At 47.0% G+C, this 17,097-nt stretch carries 19 protein-coding genes and 2 pseudogenes; 18 read left to right on the top strand and 3 right to left on the bottom strand.

Annotation, left to right across the window (positions count from 1 at the left end):
• The first annotated feature begins 397 nt into the window (after positions 1-397).
• From FYJ35_RS13590 to FYJ35_RS13570, 5 genes are all read left to right on the top strand, one after another.
• Positions 398-1,837, top strand: coding sequence for a glycoside hydrolase family 32 protein (locus tag FYJ35_RS13590; RefSeq protein WP_154527439.1), 1,440 nt, complete (start codon positions 398-400; stop codon positions 1,835-1,837).
• A gap of 58 nt (positions 1,838-1,895) precedes the next feature.
• Positions 1,896-3,182 (top strand): ABC transporter substrate-binding protein, encoded by a 1,287-nt coding sequence (locus tag FYJ35_RS13585; protein ID WP_154527437.1) that lies wholly within the window; start codon positions 1,896-1,898, stop codon positions 3,180-3,182.
• Positions 3,183-3,284: 102 nt separating this feature from the next.
• Complete coding sequence (locus FYJ35_RS13580) at positions 3,285-4,214, top strand: carbohydrate ABC transporter permease (protein WP_154527435.1); 930 nt, start codon at positions 3,285-3,287, stop codon at positions 4,212-4,214.
• A 42-nt stretch (positions 4,215-4,256) separates the two neighbouring features.
• Complete coding sequence (locus FYJ35_RS13575) at positions 4,257-5,087, top strand: carbohydrate ABC transporter permease (protein ID WP_235906585.1); 831 nt, start codon at positions 4,257-4,259, stop codon at positions 5,085-5,087.
• A gap of 100 nt (positions 5,088-5,187) precedes the next feature.
• Positions 5,188-6,276, top strand: coding sequence for a glycoside hydrolase family 172 protein (locus FYJ35_RS13570; protein WP_154527433.1), 1,089 nt, complete (start codon positions 5,188-5,190; stop codon positions 6,274-6,276).
• 218 nt (positions 6,277-6,494) lie between these two features.
• Here FYJ35_RS13570 and FYJ35_RS15440 read toward each other — a convergent pair.
• The 3 genes and pseudogenes from FYJ35_RS15440 to FYJ35_RS13560 all read right to left on the bottom strand — a co-directional run.
• Positions 6,495-6,789 (bottom strand): annotated as a pseudogene (locus FYJ35_RS15440) (transposase); the annotation flags it as partial.
• Positions 6,790-6,843: 54 nt separating this feature from the next.
• Positions 6,844-7,248, bottom strand: a pseudogene (locus FYJ35_RS15435) (transposase); the annotation flags it as partial.
• Between the two features lie 334 nt (positions 7,249-7,582).
• Entirely contained in the window at positions 7,583-8,842 is a 1,260-nt protein-coding gene (locus FYJ35_RS13560) for an IS110 family RNA-guided transposase (protein WP_154527431.1), read from the bottom strand.
• A 314-nt stretch (positions 8,843-9,156) separates the two neighbouring features.
• Here FYJ35_RS13560 and FYJ35_RS13555 point away from each other — a divergent pair, with 314 nt between their 5' ends.
• The 13 genes from FYJ35_RS13555 to FYJ35_RS13495 all read left to right on the top strand — a co-directional run.
• Positions 9,157-9,423 (top strand): DUF7724 family protein, encoded by a 267-nt coding sequence (locus FYJ35_RS13555; protein WP_154527429.1) that lies wholly within the window; start codon positions 9,157-9,159, stop codon positions 9,421-9,423.
• Positions 9,416-9,649 carry a DUF7723 family protein gene (locus FYJ35_RS13550; RefSeq protein ID WP_154527427.1) on the top strand — a complete coding sequence of 78 codons (234 nt, stop codon included), beginning with the start codon at positions 9,416-9,418 and terminating at the stop codon, positions 9,647-9,649. The genes FYJ35_RS13555 and FYJ35_RS13550 overlap by 8 nt, the downstream gene beginning before the upstream one ends.
• Positions 9,642-9,929 (top strand): DUF4160 domain-containing protein, encoded by a 288-nt coding sequence (locus FYJ35_RS13545; protein ID WP_154527425.1) that lies wholly within the window; start codon positions 9,642-9,644, stop codon positions 9,927-9,929. Before FYJ35_RS13550 ends, FYJ35_RS13545 begins: the two co-directional genes overlap by 8 nt.
• Before the next feature lie 75 nt (positions 9,930-10,004).
• Positions 10,005-10,658 carry a hypothetical protein gene (locus FYJ35_RS13540; protein WP_154527423.1) on the top strand — a complete coding sequence of 218 codons (654 nt, stop codon included), beginning with the start codon at positions 10,005-10,007 and terminating at the stop codon, positions 10,656-10,658.
• Positions 10,659-10,671: 13 nt separating this feature from the next.
• Positions 10,672-10,974, top strand: coding sequence for an RNA polymerase sigma factor (locus tag FYJ35_RS13535; protein ID WP_235906584.1), 303 nt, complete (start codon positions 10,672-10,674; stop codon positions 10,972-10,974).
• A 32-nt stretch (positions 10,975-11,006) separates the two neighbouring features.
• Complete coding sequence (locus tag FYJ35_RS13530) at positions 11,007-13,283, top strand: type IV secretory system conjugative DNA transfer family protein (RefSeq protein WP_235906583.1); 2,277 nt, start codon at positions 11,007-11,009, stop codon at positions 13,281-13,283.
• A gap of 26 nt (positions 13,284-13,309) precedes the next feature.
• Complete coding sequence (locus FYJ35_RS13525; RefSeq protein ID WP_154527419.1) at positions 13,310-13,846, top strand: hypothetical protein; 537 nt, start codon at positions 13,310-13,312, stop codon at positions 13,844-13,846.
• Positions 13,833-13,982, top strand: a complete 150-nt coding sequence (locus FYJ35_RS13520) for a hypothetical protein (RefSeq protein WP_154527417.1) — start codon at positions 13,833-13,835, stop codon at positions 13,980-13,982. The genes FYJ35_RS13525 and FYJ35_RS13520 overlap by 14 nt, the downstream gene beginning before the upstream one ends.
• A gap of 138 nt (positions 13,983-14,120) precedes the next feature.
• Positions 14,121-14,624 carry an HD domain-containing protein gene (locus tag FYJ35_RS14480; protein ID WP_205839850.1) on the top strand — a complete coding sequence of 168 codons (504 nt, stop codon included), beginning with the start codon at positions 14,121-14,123 and terminating at the stop codon, positions 14,622-14,624.
• Positions 14,621-15,502 carry a putative ABC transporter permease gene (locus FYJ35_RS13510; protein ID WP_205839849.1) on the top strand — a complete coding sequence of 294 codons (882 nt, stop codon included), beginning with the start codon at positions 14,621-14,623 and terminating at the stop codon, positions 15,500-15,502. Before FYJ35_RS14480 ends, FYJ35_RS13510 begins: the two co-directional genes overlap by 4 nt.
• Before the next feature lie 136 nt (positions 15,503-15,638).
• Complete coding sequence (locus FYJ35_RS13505) at positions 15,639-16,184, top strand: HD domain-containing protein (protein WP_154527411.1); 546 nt, start codon at positions 15,639-15,641, stop codon at positions 16,182-16,184.
• 3 nt (positions 16,185-16,187) lie between these two features.
• A complete protein-coding gene (gene crcB, locus FYJ35_RS13500; RefSeq protein WP_154527409.1) occupies positions 16,188-16,556 on the top strand; it encodes a fluoride efflux transporter CrcB in 369 nt (122 codons plus the stop codon).
• Between the two features lie 204 nt (positions 16,557-16,760).
• The coding region (locus FYJ35_RS13495; RefSeq protein WP_268892558.1) for a zincin-like metallopeptidase domain-containing protein at positions 16,761-17,097 on the top strand (337 nt) is incomplete at its 3' end.

The following is a 17,097-nucleotide window of genomic DNA, read 5'->3' as shown; positions in this document are numbered from 1 at the left end:
CATCAATAATCATGGTTACTGTGCAAAGCGTGCATATTTCAGCGAAATGCACAGTTCAAATAATAACGGTATTTTCGAGGATTGTCGATATACAATCATGAATATAGGGTAAAATGCTGCGAGAAAATTTATATAGCATATGCTAAATATGCATGCATGAAATTGGAAAATGTGCATTTTATGACCTGAGGCTTCAAGAATGCACGCTTTTTTGTCAATATTATGTAATTTAACAAATTTATCATTGTAATATACGCTGAAAATAGATAATATGCCAATTAATATATTGAAACGCAGCCGGAAATCCCTTATTATGTAAGCACAAGATGATGCAAACGCCATATAAAAATGTGCAATGCAGTATTATTTGCATCATACAAATAAGGAGCACAATGCCATGAAGCAATTATTCTTTCAGCCTGAGAATGCGTGGGTAGGTGATCTGATTCCGTACTACGAGAATGGAACTTATTATGCTTTTTATTTGCATGATCCACGCCTTCAAAAGGGTGTATATGCAGCTCATACTACTTGGCATCTGGTAACGACAAAGGATTTTACAAATCTTGAGTACCATGGCGAGGCAATTAAAAGGGGCAGTGAAAAAGACCCCAATCTGAATGCATATACAGGTTCTGTGATTAAGGACAAAGACGGGATCTACCATGTGTTCTATACGGCTTTCAACGAAGCGTTCAAGACAGACGGGAAGGCAATCCAGAGTGTCATGCAGGCGACCGGGAGGGATCTTTACCATTTGGAGACTGTACCGAAGTTTCTCTTTCAGGCTGACGGTGTAAGATATGAACATTTTGATTGGAGAGATCCTTTCGTTTTCTTCAATGAAGAAGATCAATGCTACTGGATGGTTCTCGCGGCCAGAAAGTGTGGGAGCGGTGCTCTGCGGGGAGGCTGTCTGGCTCTTGCGAAGTCTTCTGATTTGTATAATTGGACATATTCGGAGCCGTTCTTTGCACCAGATATGTATATCACAATGGAATGTCCGGAAATTTTCCGATGGGGAGATTGGTGGTATCTAGTGTTCTCCACCTTCAGTGATGAGTTTAAGACACATTACCGGATTGCAAAAAGTGTGAACGGACCCTGGATTATTCCGGAGAACGATACCTTTGATTGCAGGGCTGATTATGCAATTAAGACAGCAGGAGATGGAAAACGGAGATTTGCTTTTGGCTGGATTGCTAGCAAGGAAGATGATCGGGATTTCGGAGCTTGGGAATGGGCAGGAACGATGGTAGCCCATGAGTTGGTTCAGAATCCGGAGAACGGAGAACTTTCTGTGAGGCCGATTGAAGCACTCAGAAAATATTATGGGAAGAAATCGGAGGGAATGAATCCTATCACATGGAAAGCGGACTATTGTCCCGAGACTAGAAAACTGTGTTCCCAAATGCTTGGAGCGTTGCTGGTTCCGGTACCGAAAGACCGTTTTCGTATGGAACTGGATTTTACAATCGAAAAGGCAGCTCAGTTTGGGATAGCTCTTCATGTACCGAAAGATTTGGAAACAGGGTATTTTCTGAAGATGGACAGAAAGACAAACAGTATGACAATGGATCTGTGGCCCCGGTCTGAGAAAGGAAAGGAGCAATGGCAAATTAAAGGAGACATCCCATGTCAGATTGAAACGCTCCGGCCTCTTCCAGAAGGCAAAAATTTCAGGGTGACAGTTCTAAGAGAAGGAAGCATCTGCGTCGTATATGTGAACGACCAGGTCGTGATGTCCACCAGGACATATGATCACAAAGGAAAGATGGCCGGTATATTCCTGGTCCAGGGAGAGGCAACGATTGACAGAATGGAAATATTTCAGTAGTGGATTACGTTAGCAACTGCAGGTATAGCAGAAAACAATAGATACGGAGGAAAAGAAAATGAGGAAAAAGTTAATCAGCGCAGCACTTGCATTGACATTTGCAATGTCGGCACTCACTGCAGGCAACGTTACTGCTTATGCAGATGACGGGGATGTAACAACGGTCACTTGGTATGCATCAAGACCGGTAGATGGAGCGATCGACAAGACCATGAGAGAAATCGCTCAGCAGTATAGTGATGAGCATGACGGAAAGTGGAAGATGGAAGTCATTACTGAGGCAGACCGTCCATCCTATTTATCAAAGCTGCGTACTTTGGTCGCGGGAGGTAACATGCCGGATATCATTGATATCGATGCAACTCCGTACTGCCAGGAACTGGTCGATGCGGGGCTTCTGGTAGATGTGAAAAAGTTCCTGCAGGATGAGAATCTTTATGATAGTTATCAGCCGACCGCTCTGAAATATCAGGAATTCACGAACGGAACCATGTACACGCTTCCTCTTGAGTATCATGTTGAGATGATCTGGTATAACAAAAAAATCTTTGCGGACAATAACCTCGAGGTTCCGAAGACCATGGACGAATGGCTGGATGTCTGTGCAAAGCTCAAGGATGCGGGGATTACTCCAATCGCTGTCGATGGAGTAGATCGTTGGCCTGTCCTCAGATACCTTGCATTCATGCCATTCCGTGAATCAGGAAATGATTATATCATCAATCTCAGTGAGGGCAAAGCTTCTATGGGAGATGATATCGGGAAAAAGGCGATTGACTTCATGCAGAAGATCGGACCGTATTTCCAGGATGGATTTGGTGCAACAGATTATGCAACAGCTCAGGCAATGTTTCTTGATGGACAGGCAGCTATGTACTACATAGGGGACTGGGAAATCGCCGCAATGCAGGATGAGTATCAGAATGGTGATATCGGATATTTCTATCTTCCCACTTATGATGGAGCCAAGACCGCTGCGAATGAATTCTGCGTCAATTCCGGAATCGGAATGGCATTTAACTCCGAGACCTTTGATGATAAGACCAAGGATTTCATCAAATACGTCATTGCTAACTATGGCAAGCTTTACGCTGAAAAAGACCAGATGTCTCCGATTAAAACAGAACTTTCGACAGACCATGAATACAGTGACCTGTATAAGTCCGTTTATAATGACATGAACAATACAGGCGAGAACTTCCTGAAACCCTGGGATTGCTATCTGGATTCTAACTCATGCCAGGTCATGGAAGATAATCTGCTCCTTCTGGCTGCAGGAGATCAGGGACCTGATGAGTTCATCAATCTGGTGGATTCCGCAATCGCAGACTATACTAATCAGTAATTTAATCACCTGTATGCGGCGATTCCCGCATACGGGTGAAAAGAAGATTTCAGAAGCTGTCATCGTCTCTGACAGCTTCATTTCATAGAACTGAGGTGCAATATGAAGGGTGTTATACGAGATAAAAAAGCGTTTCTGGTATTTCTTCTCCCATGTCTTTTGTTTTACCTGTTCTCAGTATTCTACCCAATCGAGGAGTCTATCAGACTCAGTTTCATGAAATGGGGCGGTCTGGGTGCTAAGAAGTTTGTGGGCTTTCAAAACTATATTAAACTGTTCCAGGACAAGGTATTTTACACAGCATTTTTCAACAACCTGATTTATCTCGCCATCGTTGTCTGCATGCAGGTTCTGATTGGCCTTCTGTTTGCAGTATTGCTTACATATATCAGAAGAGGCGCAACACTCATAAAAACTCTGTATTATGTTCCCTGCATTATAACAACGGTCGCCGTAACTCAGATGTTCCGGAGCATGTATGCAGTGCAGCCGGAGGGAATCATTAACCAGGTATTGAAGGCATTTGGACTTGGAAGGTTTGCCACCTCCTGGCTGACTAATACGAAAACGGTTCTTGCCTGCGTGTCGATTCCGGAAGGCTGGCGCTACAGCGGCCTATATATGGTAATTTTCTATGCTGCTCTGATCTCGGTCGATCCCGAAATATGCGAGGCTGCCAGAGTAGACGGAGCCAATGCATGGCAGACTCTGTTCCGGGTAAAGATTCCAATGATTAAGGAAGTTCTTCTTCTTGTTCTGACAATGGCATTAACGGGAGCTTTAAGAGGGTTTGATATTCCCTATATCCTTACGAATGGGGGCCCGGGTAATGTCAGTGAGCTGATGTCTACCTATATGTATAAAAAAGCATTCGGCAGCAATCAGTTCGGATACGGAAGCGCAATTGCGGTATTTATTATCGTGGAAAGTATGTTAGTTGTCGCAATCCTGAACCGAATCTTTACTTCTAAGGATGAGATTGAGGAAAAGAAGAGCCTCCGTCGCACACGCCGCAGCAAAGCTAGGTCCTAACAGACAGGCACATAGTGTGGAAATCTTAGGAGCATTTGAACTATGAAGATGAAGAAAAAAGTATCCATAATATTTTGGATTTTAATAATTCTATTTCTGGCTATTCAGATCTATCCGGTCATTTGGCTATTTATGGCAAGCGTTAAACCTTCGACGGAACTGGCTGTAGCACCTTTCGCGCTGCCTAAGAAAGCAACATTTGATAATTACCTTTCAATTTTTCGAGAAGGTTCGATTTTCCGTTATATGTTAAACAGCCTGAAGATCACAGTGATCTCAGTACTGCTGATTGTATTTCTTAGCAGTACAGCAGGTTTTGCCCTTTCCAAGTTCAAGTTCAGGGCTGCACATCCGATCTACCGTTTTTTCACTTTTGGTATTATGATTCCGGTACAGATCACATTGATTCCGCTGTTTTGCTTTTACAGTAAGATGCATCTTCTGAATAGCGCCTTTTCCCTGATACTTCCACAGGTTGGGTTTGCCCTTCCGCTTTCTGTCATGATGTTTTATAGTTTTTATGACTTTGTGCCGAATGAGTTGATCGAAGCCGCAATCATGGATGGGTGCAGCACTTACAAGATGTTTACCTCCATTGTTTTTCCGCTTGCAAAAAATACGGTTATCACAGTGGCTTCCATGCAGAGCATCTTCATATGGAACGATTTCATTTTTGGCAATACCTTTATTAGTGACAATAAGGCAAAGACGGTAGCGCTTGGACTTCGCGATTATGTCGGTGCTTTTGGGAATGTCAACTGGGGAATGACATTTGCAGCAATAGCAGTCACCATCCTTCCGCCGATGATCCTGTACTTTGCGTTAAATAAATATGTTACTGCAGGAATGACGCTTGGATCGGTTAAGGGCTAAGGAATAGTCAGAATCCCAATCCTTATATGATGGGAGCGTAAAGGACATAGCTCTCGGTTCGGACAGAATCGGGAGCATTTCTTTTTAAGAGGAAATTATTATGTTAGACGATTTACCGTTCATGAAAAGAGGAAGAAGCAGGGCAATCAATGCTGAGAATCCGAATGGAGAGAAAGGAAGAGGAGGAATGGCGGCAAGCCCGCTTGGAATAGGACGAAAGGGAAGCCCCTGTCTAAAGGATATTGCTCCGAGTACAGTGACCACACTTGCCGATATTCATGGCTGCGGGAGTATCCGCCATATTTGGATTACAGTAGACAATAAGACAACTGAACAGGACTGTTTTGTTCTAAGAGATCTGGTGCTTCGTATGTGGTGGGATGACCAAAAAACCCCAGCCGTGGAAGTGCCCTTGGGAGACTTCTTCTGTTGCGGATTCGGAAAAGAATGTCAAGTGAATTCGTCTCCGATTATTGTAGTTCCGTCGAGAGGCCTCAACTGCTATTTCCGGATGCCGTTTCGTCGCTATGCCAGGATTGAACTTGTAAACCAGCACCAGAATCCGATTCCAGCATTTTTCTATCAGATCGACTATATGCTGGAGGACGAGCTTCCGGAGAATATGATGTATTTTCATGCAAGGTGGAACAGAGAACGGTATACGACCAAAGGTGTCGACTATACGATTCTTGATGGAGTGAAGGGAAGCGGAGCCTATGTGGGCACTTATATTGCTCTGCAGACGTTGGAAAGATACTGGTGGGGTGAGGGAGAAGTGAAATTCTACCTGGATGGTGACAGTGAATTTCCAACTATCTGCGGAACAGGAATGGAAGATTATGTTGGCGGGTCTTGGAGCTTTGCGAGGCATGAAGAAGGACGGACGATTGAGCAGACTTATTCAACTTCATACCTTGGCTATCCTTATTATTCAAAAAATGATGATCTGATCACAAATCCCTATCATAATGATGATGTCCCGCCGATGCGTGGATTTTACCGCTTCCATATCCCGGATCCAATCTGCTTTGAAGAGAACATCCGGGTGACCGTACAGCAAATTGGCGTTTCCTACAAGGGACTATTTGAAAGACAGGATGATCTCACTAGCGTAGCCTATTGGTATCAGACAGGAGAAGACGACAGCTACAGACCGTTGCCTCCCAAGGAAGATAGATGGCCTCGCTGATGACCTTTCTGCACAGAGAGAATATGAGCATAATAATAGCAGGCCTAATTTATCCTGAATTATTCATGACACCTTGAATTCCGTTCTGAATCGCAGAAAAGCCGTTTTTCAAAAGGCTATTTTCCTCTGGATGACAGGTATCTGTGAGAATTGGGCAGACTGAGCCTGCTGATGTGGTCCGGAGCATTTTTCAGGTGTCAAGATACTGATTAACAGTGCTACTCAAGCTGAACGCAAAGCCTGTCTATGTTTTGAAGCGTTTCATTGAACTCCTCTTTATAGACGAAGCTACCGCAACAGATTGAAGGTTATATATCTTGCTGAACGGACCACTTTTGCAGCGACCTTCAGCAATTTCAATCGGATGGCATCGATTCTCATCCTTCTCATGGAAGTAGCTAATGCCAGCCGTCGAAACCAGTTAAAGAGGTTGTATGCCAATGCGTGAACACGGAGCCTGTTCGCATTCGCCACGCGGGAGTGACTGCTTACAGCTGAAAAGTCAAAGCCGCTGTCTCCTCGAAGATAAAGCGGCATAGACGGATGTTTGGTTCTGAACTCTCTCAGAAGCGGGAGTATGAACTTATCAGCATCTTTGCTGCAGTACTGGGTTCCATCGCGGAGCTCTGTTTTCAGAAGATCTCCTGTCAGCCCGTCGTAACAGATGATGGGGTGATATCCATGAGCCTGGTAATGGAAGTTAAACCCTTCTCCTTCCTGCTTTCCAGAGGTCGCAAGCAGGGTAGAGTCAAGATCAAACAGCATATGCTCCGGCTTTTTGACAGAGTAGATGATATCTCTTATCCGCGCTTCGATCAGATCGAACTGCTTAAGAGTGTTTTCATCCATCCGGTTATGGAACCTGGAGATGGTCGGCTGGAAAGCAAGGGAACTCTTATCGAGGATTGCCCGGAAAACCGGGTCCTTTCTCAGCTCATCCGCACAGTCATCTTCAAAGTATGAGGCGATGATCCAGATTGAACGGCAATGTTCCGGACTATGTGAAGCAGGCAGTCGATGACTGTCTGAGGAAAGGCATCCGAAATCACAACTTTACGAGCTTCCGAAGCAGGAAGGGGAAGATGACCGGGGCGAATGCAGTGCAAATTGGAGGAAATTGGTTCTTTGGAACTTGAGTCATGATATACTTTATTCAGATGTGATAAAGGCTGATAATCTGACTAGCCAGAAAAGAATCTGGAGGAAAGTTTGAAACAAAAGTGTAGAGGGACGCCAAATGCATTAAGTTCACGACAAAAAGACCATCTGAGGTGGTCTGGTCAGGAGAGTATGAGTGGTTGCCGTACTAAGCGGTCAAAGGATCATCAGGGGAATCTTTGATGATGTAACCGCGGGATTTTAAAAGTTTTATAGCTTCTGCCGTTGACATGGTTTTCTTCTTGTCAGCGGGTCGATCATTGATAAAACCATCAGGCGTGTAAGGTTGAAGCTTACTGAGAATGTTCCAGATAGCGGTCAGGAGCATTCTGCAGATAGCAATAACGGCCTTCTTGTGTCCACGACGTGCCTTAATCCGGCGATATCGTTCGCTGAATTCAGGATGTTTCTTAGATCGAATGAGGGCATTTGAGATCTGTACAAGGAGCGGTTTGATCCATGCTCCTGCGCGGGATATCCGTGTAGATTTCGTATGCTTTGCACTCCGATCATTCCGTGGACAACAGCCGGCCCATGACGTAAGATTCTTAGAGGAAGGGAATACTGACATATCGTAACCGATCTCTGAGAGGATCGTGATAGCGGTCATCTTGTCTGAGTCAAATCCGGGGACAGTCCGGAGCAGATCAAGATAGGCGCTGAAAGGTTCAGCGATCTGAAGTATTTCTTCTTCAATCTTCTGTTTGTGGGCCGTGAGTTCGTCGATGTGGTCAAGGCATTGGCGCAGCTTTGCGGCCTGCTCTTTCGAGACAGATCCGTCAACAGCAGCCTGAATCTCTTCAATCGGTGTCTTGCATCGACTATCAACGAATGGCGTGACATCGAATGCCTCACCAGGATGGTCGAGGATATATTCAGTGATAGAACGGGATGATTTCCCAAAGACATCGCTGAATACGTCATCGAGCTTGAGGTTTGAAACTGTGAGACAGTTCTGAGCCCGGTTCTTTTCACCGGTCAGCATGTTTGTGAGCTTGGAACGGTACCGGACAAGATCACGGAGCTGGCGGATAGAGGCCGGTGGTATAAAGCTGGGCTTGATCATTCCGCACATGAAGAGGTCGCAGATCCACTTGGCATCCTTGCGGTCAGTCTTGTTGCCCTTCTGAGGCTTGGTGTACTTCGGATGGGCAAGAGTAACATCGCAGGTTTTCTCAAGGATGTTGTAGACGGGGATCCAGTACTTGCCGGTGGATTCCATGCAGACGAGTTTACAGTCATACTTCTGAAGCCATTTAGCTAACTTTCTTAACCCTTTGGAGAAAGAAGAGAAACGTGCTTCATGGTACTCTGTTTTACCGTCAGCATCAGTGATACCGATACAGGCATAGATCCAGGTTTTGTGGACATCAAGCCCACAGCAGTTTTTGTAGAAGATTTTGAACATTGAGTCCCTCCTGTTCGTTAGATTACAGGGTCGGCAGGGACTGACCGTCCGGCGAGATCGAGTCGATTTCGAAAGAGATAAGTTTACGGGCTACTTGAATGCGCCATTCATTGATACCTTTACGGACGGCCGACAACATATAGCAATGCGGGGTTGCCGCTATTACGACCCCACCACTCACCTCCTCGTGTTCTGTAGTGTGCCGACAACCTGCAGATACACAATAACAGTTAACAGAGATACGCGAAAGTCTTCCGAGGGCATCGTTTCATAACCCCATCGGTAATCTTTCGCAGAAAGATTGGGTTATAGCAATGAAGGCAAGACTTGGGAATAAAGATGGATATACAACATTCTCTTTCGGGGACACAACGGTGCGCTTTACCGCTCCTTATTCCCTGGAGTATTACAGCAGGGTTAAGGAATGGGACAACGGATATCTGGTTGTTGATGCAAAATATGATCACAATCGCCAGGATGAAGAAGAGTATATTGACCTTGTTCCAATATTCCGTGACCTTTATATTCCGGAGTCGGTACTGCATGACATCAGCAGCGTGGAGGTAGTGAAGAATGCCTGATTTGAAAGAAATAGCCGACAAAGCAGATTTGATAGTAAACGGGTATGCATTTACAAAAGAGGGTGACGGACGATATCGTGTACTGAATCTGAACTCCCCGAAAGATGCTGCTGTTATTACGGCTGATGGAACCGTAATTGAGACAACTATGGATGATATTGGAGTTGAGATCGTCAGAAGAATCTTCGAGACAGACAGAGAATTTCTGGAGGAAGAAGATGCCTAAGTATTATCAGGACAAGGTTGCAGGATATTATCTGTATTTTACGTCATTCTGCATTGTTGAGTGCATGCATGTTCATGCCAGTGACCGGAAGCTGTCTGAAGAAGGTTCAGCTAAACTGTTTGTTAAGAGCAATGGCGATACAGTGGTTCGGAATCGCGGAATCCTTACAGACAAGGAGCTGCATCAGATTCAGCGGTTTATCAAGATCCATTACCTTGAGATGTATACAAAGTGGAAAGAACTCAGCTCGAACGGATATTATGGGGAACCTCAGGACTGAGTGAACAGAATACAGGAAAGAAAAAGCGTCGAGAATTCGGCGCTTTTTCTTTGCCCCAAATGGGGGGAGATGCCTATGGACAAGAAGAAAATGAGAACCTACCTCCTGATCCTCTGCGCGTCTGTTCTGATCTCGGTGTATCTGCCGATGCTGATCGATTCCTGTTCTAAGCGGATGGTGGATGGAATGGTCAGTGAAACGGAAGAGACGGAGGCCATGACGGAGAGCGGACCCGGAATTGCAGGGACGCTGCCGGGGGAAGGCAGAAGGGAGACAGAAAATGATGAAGGCCAGGACAGTGCGGGAGACAGCAGATATGAAGAGAAAGTATCAGAAATGAATCCCGTCCATACGGATGAAACAGATTTCGCAGCTTCAGCAGAGGAAATCCAGAAGAGGAAGGAAAAGCAGGACGCGGGACTTCAGAAGTACCGGGAATCTTTTCATCCGGAGATCACCGAAGCGTATTCCGGAGTGAGGGAGGCATTTATCGGAGACCATGCGGTGGAGTTCGACCATGCAGTCGCAGACCATATCTATCAGGCTTACGGGAACCTCTACAACGTGACGCAGGTAGAGCTGAAGGAAATGCTTGATGAGACGGATGATGAGATCCGCTGCATGGTGAGGGTCTATACGAAGTCAGGAGACAGGAATTACTCCCAGGGCTATATCGTCATTTACAGCAAGGCATATGACTTCTACAGCGTCTATGCCTACAACAGGTGAGGAGGAGACAGACATGTATCCAAAAAGATCAAGCAGCAAGCCGGTTCTGGTCACGGCTTTCGTCATGGCTGCGGTTGTGGCAGCACTTGCGGCAGTCAACATGATCGTAAGGAAACCGAAGAAGCCGGCAGAGACAGAAGTCCGGAAGCACAGCGTTCTCATATACAAGAGTTCGGACGGCAGCATGGAGGGGTACACCGTCCGCGAGATCGCTTCCATGGAAAACACAACGCAGAGTGCGGTAAAGAACAGACTCCTGAGAGCAAGAAAGACCCTGAAAACATTACTGGGAGATCAGCTGGAGGACGAAGAATGAGACTGACAGACATGAAGGATGAATAGCCGCGCATGCCTGAGAGCATGAAGGTGCAGGTCAGGGATCTGGTGGGAAATGAATGCGGAAAGGCGGATTTACAGACAGGCCGGGGAAGAAGATCACGGAAGAAAACGATTGTCCTTGCTGCAGCCTTAGCGGCTTCATTTGCCGCGGTTACAGTCGGGGCAAACGGACTGGTCCGTCTGAAAGAGAAAAAGGCCGGCAGCTATGGCAGAGTTATCACTGTGGACACGGCTGGGACAAAGGCCCCATCCGTACTTCAGGATGTCGCCATCTCTTTTGACCGCCTACCGGATGGCTATGCATATCAAAAGCAGGGCGGTCAGACTTTCAGAAATGAAGTTCTGAAGGACGGAAGCGATTCAAATCTTGCGGCGGCTTATGCCATCTATCTGGACAAAGACGGCTCCACAGATCTGATCACTGCTAATGTAACGTCCGGCAGAAAACTCACTGTCGGTGATCATGAAGCGGTCATCTATCAGAGAGGCGCATCAGTCAGTCAGGGTGCGGGGGCAGAAGCCTATGTGCTCTGTCCTGAATACTGGCTGGCTGTCCAGGTCCAGACCCGCGGAGACGTCTCTGAAGAGGAACTGTCGACTCTGCTGAATGGTCTTGCGGTGACTCCGACCGGAATCACGATGCAGTATGGAGAAGCTGTCACGCTCAGCCAGTGGACCATGAAAGACGCATCCCTGAATTCCGGCCAGAGGACATTCCGTCTTGCCGGGACGATCGGCGATACGGTCAGTTTTACAGGCAGCATGCAGGATGGGACAGATGTTCCGATGGAAGCGGCAGTTACAGAAGTCCATGCATATGACTCACTGGATGTGCTGGGGGACAGCGTGCCGGACGAATGGAAGAATGATGTCGGCGCAGATGGAAAGCTGGCGGACAATACCCTTACGTACTACATTGCCGGGGACGGAATCAATACGCAGGACCAGCTGGTGAAGACGGAAACGGTGAAGCAGAAACTGGTCTGCGCGACCGTTGAGTTTACCAATGCCTCCGATGAGGATGCGGCGAATGTTAATTTCGTCACGGAACTGAGACGGATTCTTGTGACTTCAGATCAGACTCTGGAAGAAAAGCCGGAATCTCTTGCAAGTCAGAACCTCGGTGAGTATATAAAAGGATTTGCCGACAAATATGGTTATGACACCATCCTGTCGACCGGACACGGGACCGAATATGAGATGGGCTGGTTTGACGTCTCTCAGAAAGACGGGTCTACGGATGGCTTCAACTATATTCCTCACATGTCCGCCGGAGAAACAGTGACCGTTCACTTTGCCTGGATCGTCGACGTGAATGACTTCCCAAACCTATATCTGAATGTGAATTCGCATGTGGGTGAAGGTGATAACCTGCTTATCGGTATTGGAAGTGCACTGCCCATCCATGTGGCATTCTGGATGGACGAGTTCGCGAACATACCGCTTCCGGACGGCTTCACCGAGATCATTTCCACCATGCGAAGCAGGAACATGTCCGCCAATATCATTCTTCAGAACCGCGCCCAGCTGCAGGCCCTGTTTAAGGATACCTGGCAGGCCATCATCGGCAACTGTGATACCATGATCTACCTTGGCGGAAATGAACCTGAGACTCACAAGTACATGACGGAGATGTTGGGGAAGTATACCCTTGGCAAACGCTCATCCAGTGAATCGCTTGGCAGCAAGGGATCAGCAAGCAGCAACTTTGATGTGGTCGGACGTGAGCTGATGACACCGGACGAGGTCCGCAGGATGGACAACGAAAAGGAGCTGGTTTTCATCCGCGGCTGCAACCCGATCATGGACGACAAGTTCCATACGCTTGAGCTTCCGGAGTTTGTCGCATCGTCGGCGCTGGGACCGTATGTGAGCGAGAAAAAACGAAAGTCGCAGGAAGAGAAGGACGAGATTCATTTCTACATCGACGCGGAAGGTGAGGATGCAGACTGCGAGTCTTATTTCTACCAGATCGAGCAATACATGGGAGTCTTCCGGCAGTCAAGGATATTCGATCAGCTTGAGAATCTTGAAGGAAGATATCTGGCCGGGACTCAGATGCTGGGCTCGTTCCTCCACAAGTATTCAAATGGCTCAGTGGAAGCGTATCCGGTTTTCTCACTCGAGAATCCCGACCGTGTGCTTGCGGGCGGCCAGCAGCTGATCCGCTATCCAATTTGCGGTTTTCTGGAAGACGGGAAAATCACCCTTGGGAAAGAAGAGGAATGGGAGGAACTGTTCCAGAAGAGTAATGAAGTGATGAATGTAACAGAGGCAGATCTTTAACAAAATTACAGGGAGGAGATTCAGGCGTGAATAATCTTCAGTATCTGACAGAGAAGGATCTTGAATATTTCAGAAACAAGCAGAAAGAAGGAGAGCCGGTGCGAATCATTTACCTTGCCCCGGAGACTCTGGATAAGATCAGCTTTGATGACATCGACAGGATGGAGAAAGAAGCAATGGCTAAAACCGGGGTACAGCCGACGGCAGAGGAGATGGAGCGATGGCTGAAAGATCACGGAGCCGTCATGGATGAGAAAAAGGCGGAGGAGAGATTGAAGGCAGAAAAGCAGGCGGCAGAAAATGCTGAGAAAGAGAAAGCTGCCGATCGGAAGGCTATCAATCAGAAGGACACCGGAACTTCTGCGGATGTATCAAAGCGCATCCTGGACATCATCAAAGAGGGTAAGTTGAGTGCAGGCCAGATCAACATCATCGTCCAGGCGATCCAGGACGGCTTTACCGCAGATGAACTGGAATATCTTTATTCTCTTACGATGGATAGCGAGCAGATGACCCGGGAATATGAACGGATCAGGAAGGAGAAGACAGATGACAAAGGATAAGGATATCCGGGAGGAACTTACAGAAAAGTACGGCATCACAGACGAAGGGGATATCGTATCGCTGACCGACCTTGAGATGCGGGAAGAGATTTTTCCTGGAATCCGGACTGAAATGAGAAAAGCTGAGGTCGGCTGATTGAGCGGGTAACCCCGCAGGTTGTATACTGTACATCGAACTGACAGAAATAATCTATAATCTGACGGAGGGCGTCGCTCTTGCAGTCGTTTCGAAACCAGGACGCCTTCAATGTAGCTCATAAAAGGAGAATCAGGAATGTCTGAGCTGATCACCGATAAAATGATTGAAGATGAACTGATGCCATATGCTGGCCCGATTTTCAGCAATCAAAGGTTTCTGAGCCAGAAGCAATACATTCAGCATGGAACATTCAGTGTTTACAGCCATGAACTCCATGTGGCTCATTTTGCCATTAAGATCGACAGGGTATTGAGACTTCACTGCGACAGAAAAGCCCTGATACGCGGCGCACTGCTCCATGACTATTTCCTGTATGACTGGCATGTCGGCGGGAAGGGGGATATCCATCCAAAGCTTCATGGCTTCTATCATCCTGGTATTGCTCTCTCGAATGCAGACAGAGATTTTGCACTGAATGACCGTGAGAAAGATGCAATCAGAAAGCATATGTGGCCTCTCACTGTGATTCCGCCGTCATGCCGGGAAGCATGGGCAGTTACGATTGCCGACAAATGGGCAACTGTCTGGGAGAAAACTGTAGCCAGTCAAAATGCAACTCACTCAGAGAAATCTATATGATATTCAGTCTGTACTTCATCTATTTCATTGAAGCATCCTTCGCAGGATGGATATGGGAATGTACCTATAATGCATTCACACAGAAGAAATGGGAAAACCGGGGATTTCTGTTTGGCCCTGTAATTCCTATCTATGGAGTCGGTGTTGTTGCGATCATGGTCATCACAAAACTTCTGCCGTTTTCAGCTTCCGGAGGCACTGTCTGGTGGAAGATCTTTCTGGTTTCGATGGCAGGCAGTGCAATCCTGGAATACTTCACCTCATGGACCATGGAAAAGATATTCCATGCTGTATGGTGGGACTACAGTAATATGCCGCTCAACCTGCACGGGCGTATCTGCCTTCCGGCATCGCTGCTGTTCGGAGCCGGAGGAGTTATCATCGTTCGGTACATTGTACCATTCGCAGCCGCACACAAAGGAAACCACCATCCACTTGTAACAGAAGGAATCTCCCTGTTGATTATGTGTGCTTTCGGAGCAGACCTTGGACTCTCCATCGCGTCCATCCAGTCTGTAGCTTCAAAGGTCCAGCAGCTCGCCGTATCCGTCAATGAACAGATGGAAAAAGCCGTGGAAAAAGTCAGTAATGTCCGGGATGACATTGAGGAAACCGGAGTTGCCGAGGCAGCAGAGATAAAAGAACGTCTTCTGTCGACTGCCATCGGTAAAGCGATTTCGGAAGCTACGCCAGCCCAGCGTCTTGCCTTCCTCCGCATCCGAAGAACCTCCTTCTCCGGGAACATGCGTGGGGTCGCGGAAAGATATCTGCAGCGGCTGAAACGATATTCGCCGAAACAGCTGATGCATCATATACTGGCAAAAGAGGAAGAACTCATCGAAGAGAAGAAGGAAAACAACGACGAAAAAGAAGATTGATTTCCCTTAATTTCCGATGGAATTCATCATAGGATAGATTATCTGCGGATTCCTGCTGTGATTTTCAATGGAAGCGGGATAAATCGCACAGTTTATCTGATCTGCTGGATGAACATTTTCACGAGGGTGAATTATTATGACGGACCAGGCTGACTGCATCACAACACATTCCGGGATTCATATGAATCCGCTGAACCCCAGGCCGGAGGATTTCCGGATCGAGGACATTGCGCATGCCCTGCCCCTGATCTGCCGCGGAAATGGTCATGTGAAGACTTTCTTTTCCGTGGGTCAGCACTGCATCAACTGCGCGCGGGAAGCGGAAGCTTTGTCTCTCCCGGACCGGATGGTTCTTGCTTGTCTGCTTCATGATGCTTCCGAATGTTATCTGTCGGATGTTCCGAGACCTTTCAAGAGAAATCTTCCTGAATACCGGCAGACAGAGAACCATCTGCTTTCCGTTCTGTATACAAAGTTCCTTGGGACGGATCTGACAGAGGAAGAGTACCGGCAGATGAAGCAGATCGATAACGCCATGCTCTGGTACGACATGCATGAACTTCTGAATGAGGACATCGGACCGAAACCGGAGATACATATCAGAATCTCCTATGCCTTGAGACCCTTTCAGGATGTGGAAAAAGAGTATTTGAAGATCTATAGGGCGTATGCGGAGGTATAAGCGATGAGCTTTTTATGGGTTGCCCTTGGCGGAGCAATAGGTGCTATGTGCAGATATGCGATAAGCCTGATTCCGGTAAAAACAACTTTTCCGGTACTCACTTTGATAACAAACATTATGGGTGCAATTCTGATCGAATTCATTGTTGGCGTTGCGCTGAACAAGGAGAATATGTCGCCCTCACTGATACTGTTTCTGAAAACGGGAGTTTGCGGCGGATTTACTACATTTTCCACATTTTCACTTGAGTTTTATAACATGCTGGAGCACAAGGAGTATGTTCAAGGCACTACCTATGCGGCACTGAGTGTTCTGCTCTGCATTGCAGGCGTGTGGTGTGGGAGAAGCCTTGCTATCATGATCCACCGATAAAGCTCAGCTTATCAAATTGTAACTGAATCGTTGGAAGAGACCTCCGGGGAAATCACCTGGAGGTTTTTTCATGCCCGGAAAGGAAGAGAATTATGTCAGGAGCATTTGAAATCGTAATGGATGAACGAAAAGCCCTGGTTGACAAGATCATAGGCATGATGAAACAGGGATATTTCTTCAATAAAGAGGAGTGGGACCGTGCAGATGGACAGGCCGCAGGTCTCCTTTTTTCGGGTATTCAACGCCGAGCAGGTGCAGGATTTCCCGGGTTTCAGCCGAAATGAGTGTCCGGAACCGGAAATCGATACGGTCATAGACCGGATCATCGATACAAGCGAGTGCCCGATTCACGAGATTGCGCAGGACAGGTCCTTCTATAGCCCATCCTTGGATGAAATCTATCTGCCGCTCCGGAGCCAGTTCAAGGATCAGACCAGCTTCGCAAAGACACTTCTGCATGAACTCGCTCATATGACCGGGGCGGCATCGAGACTGAATCGAAAGTTCGGAGGACCATTTGGATCCGAAGGCTATGCGAAGG

Source organism: Porcincola intestinalis (assembly GCF_009696445.1).
Lineage (GTDB): Bacteria > Bacillota > Clostridia > Lachnospirales > Lachnospiraceae > Porcincola > Porcincola intestinalis.
The sequence above is the reverse complement of the archived record's forward strand: the minus strand, read 5'-3'. Positions and strand labels throughout refer to the sequence as shown.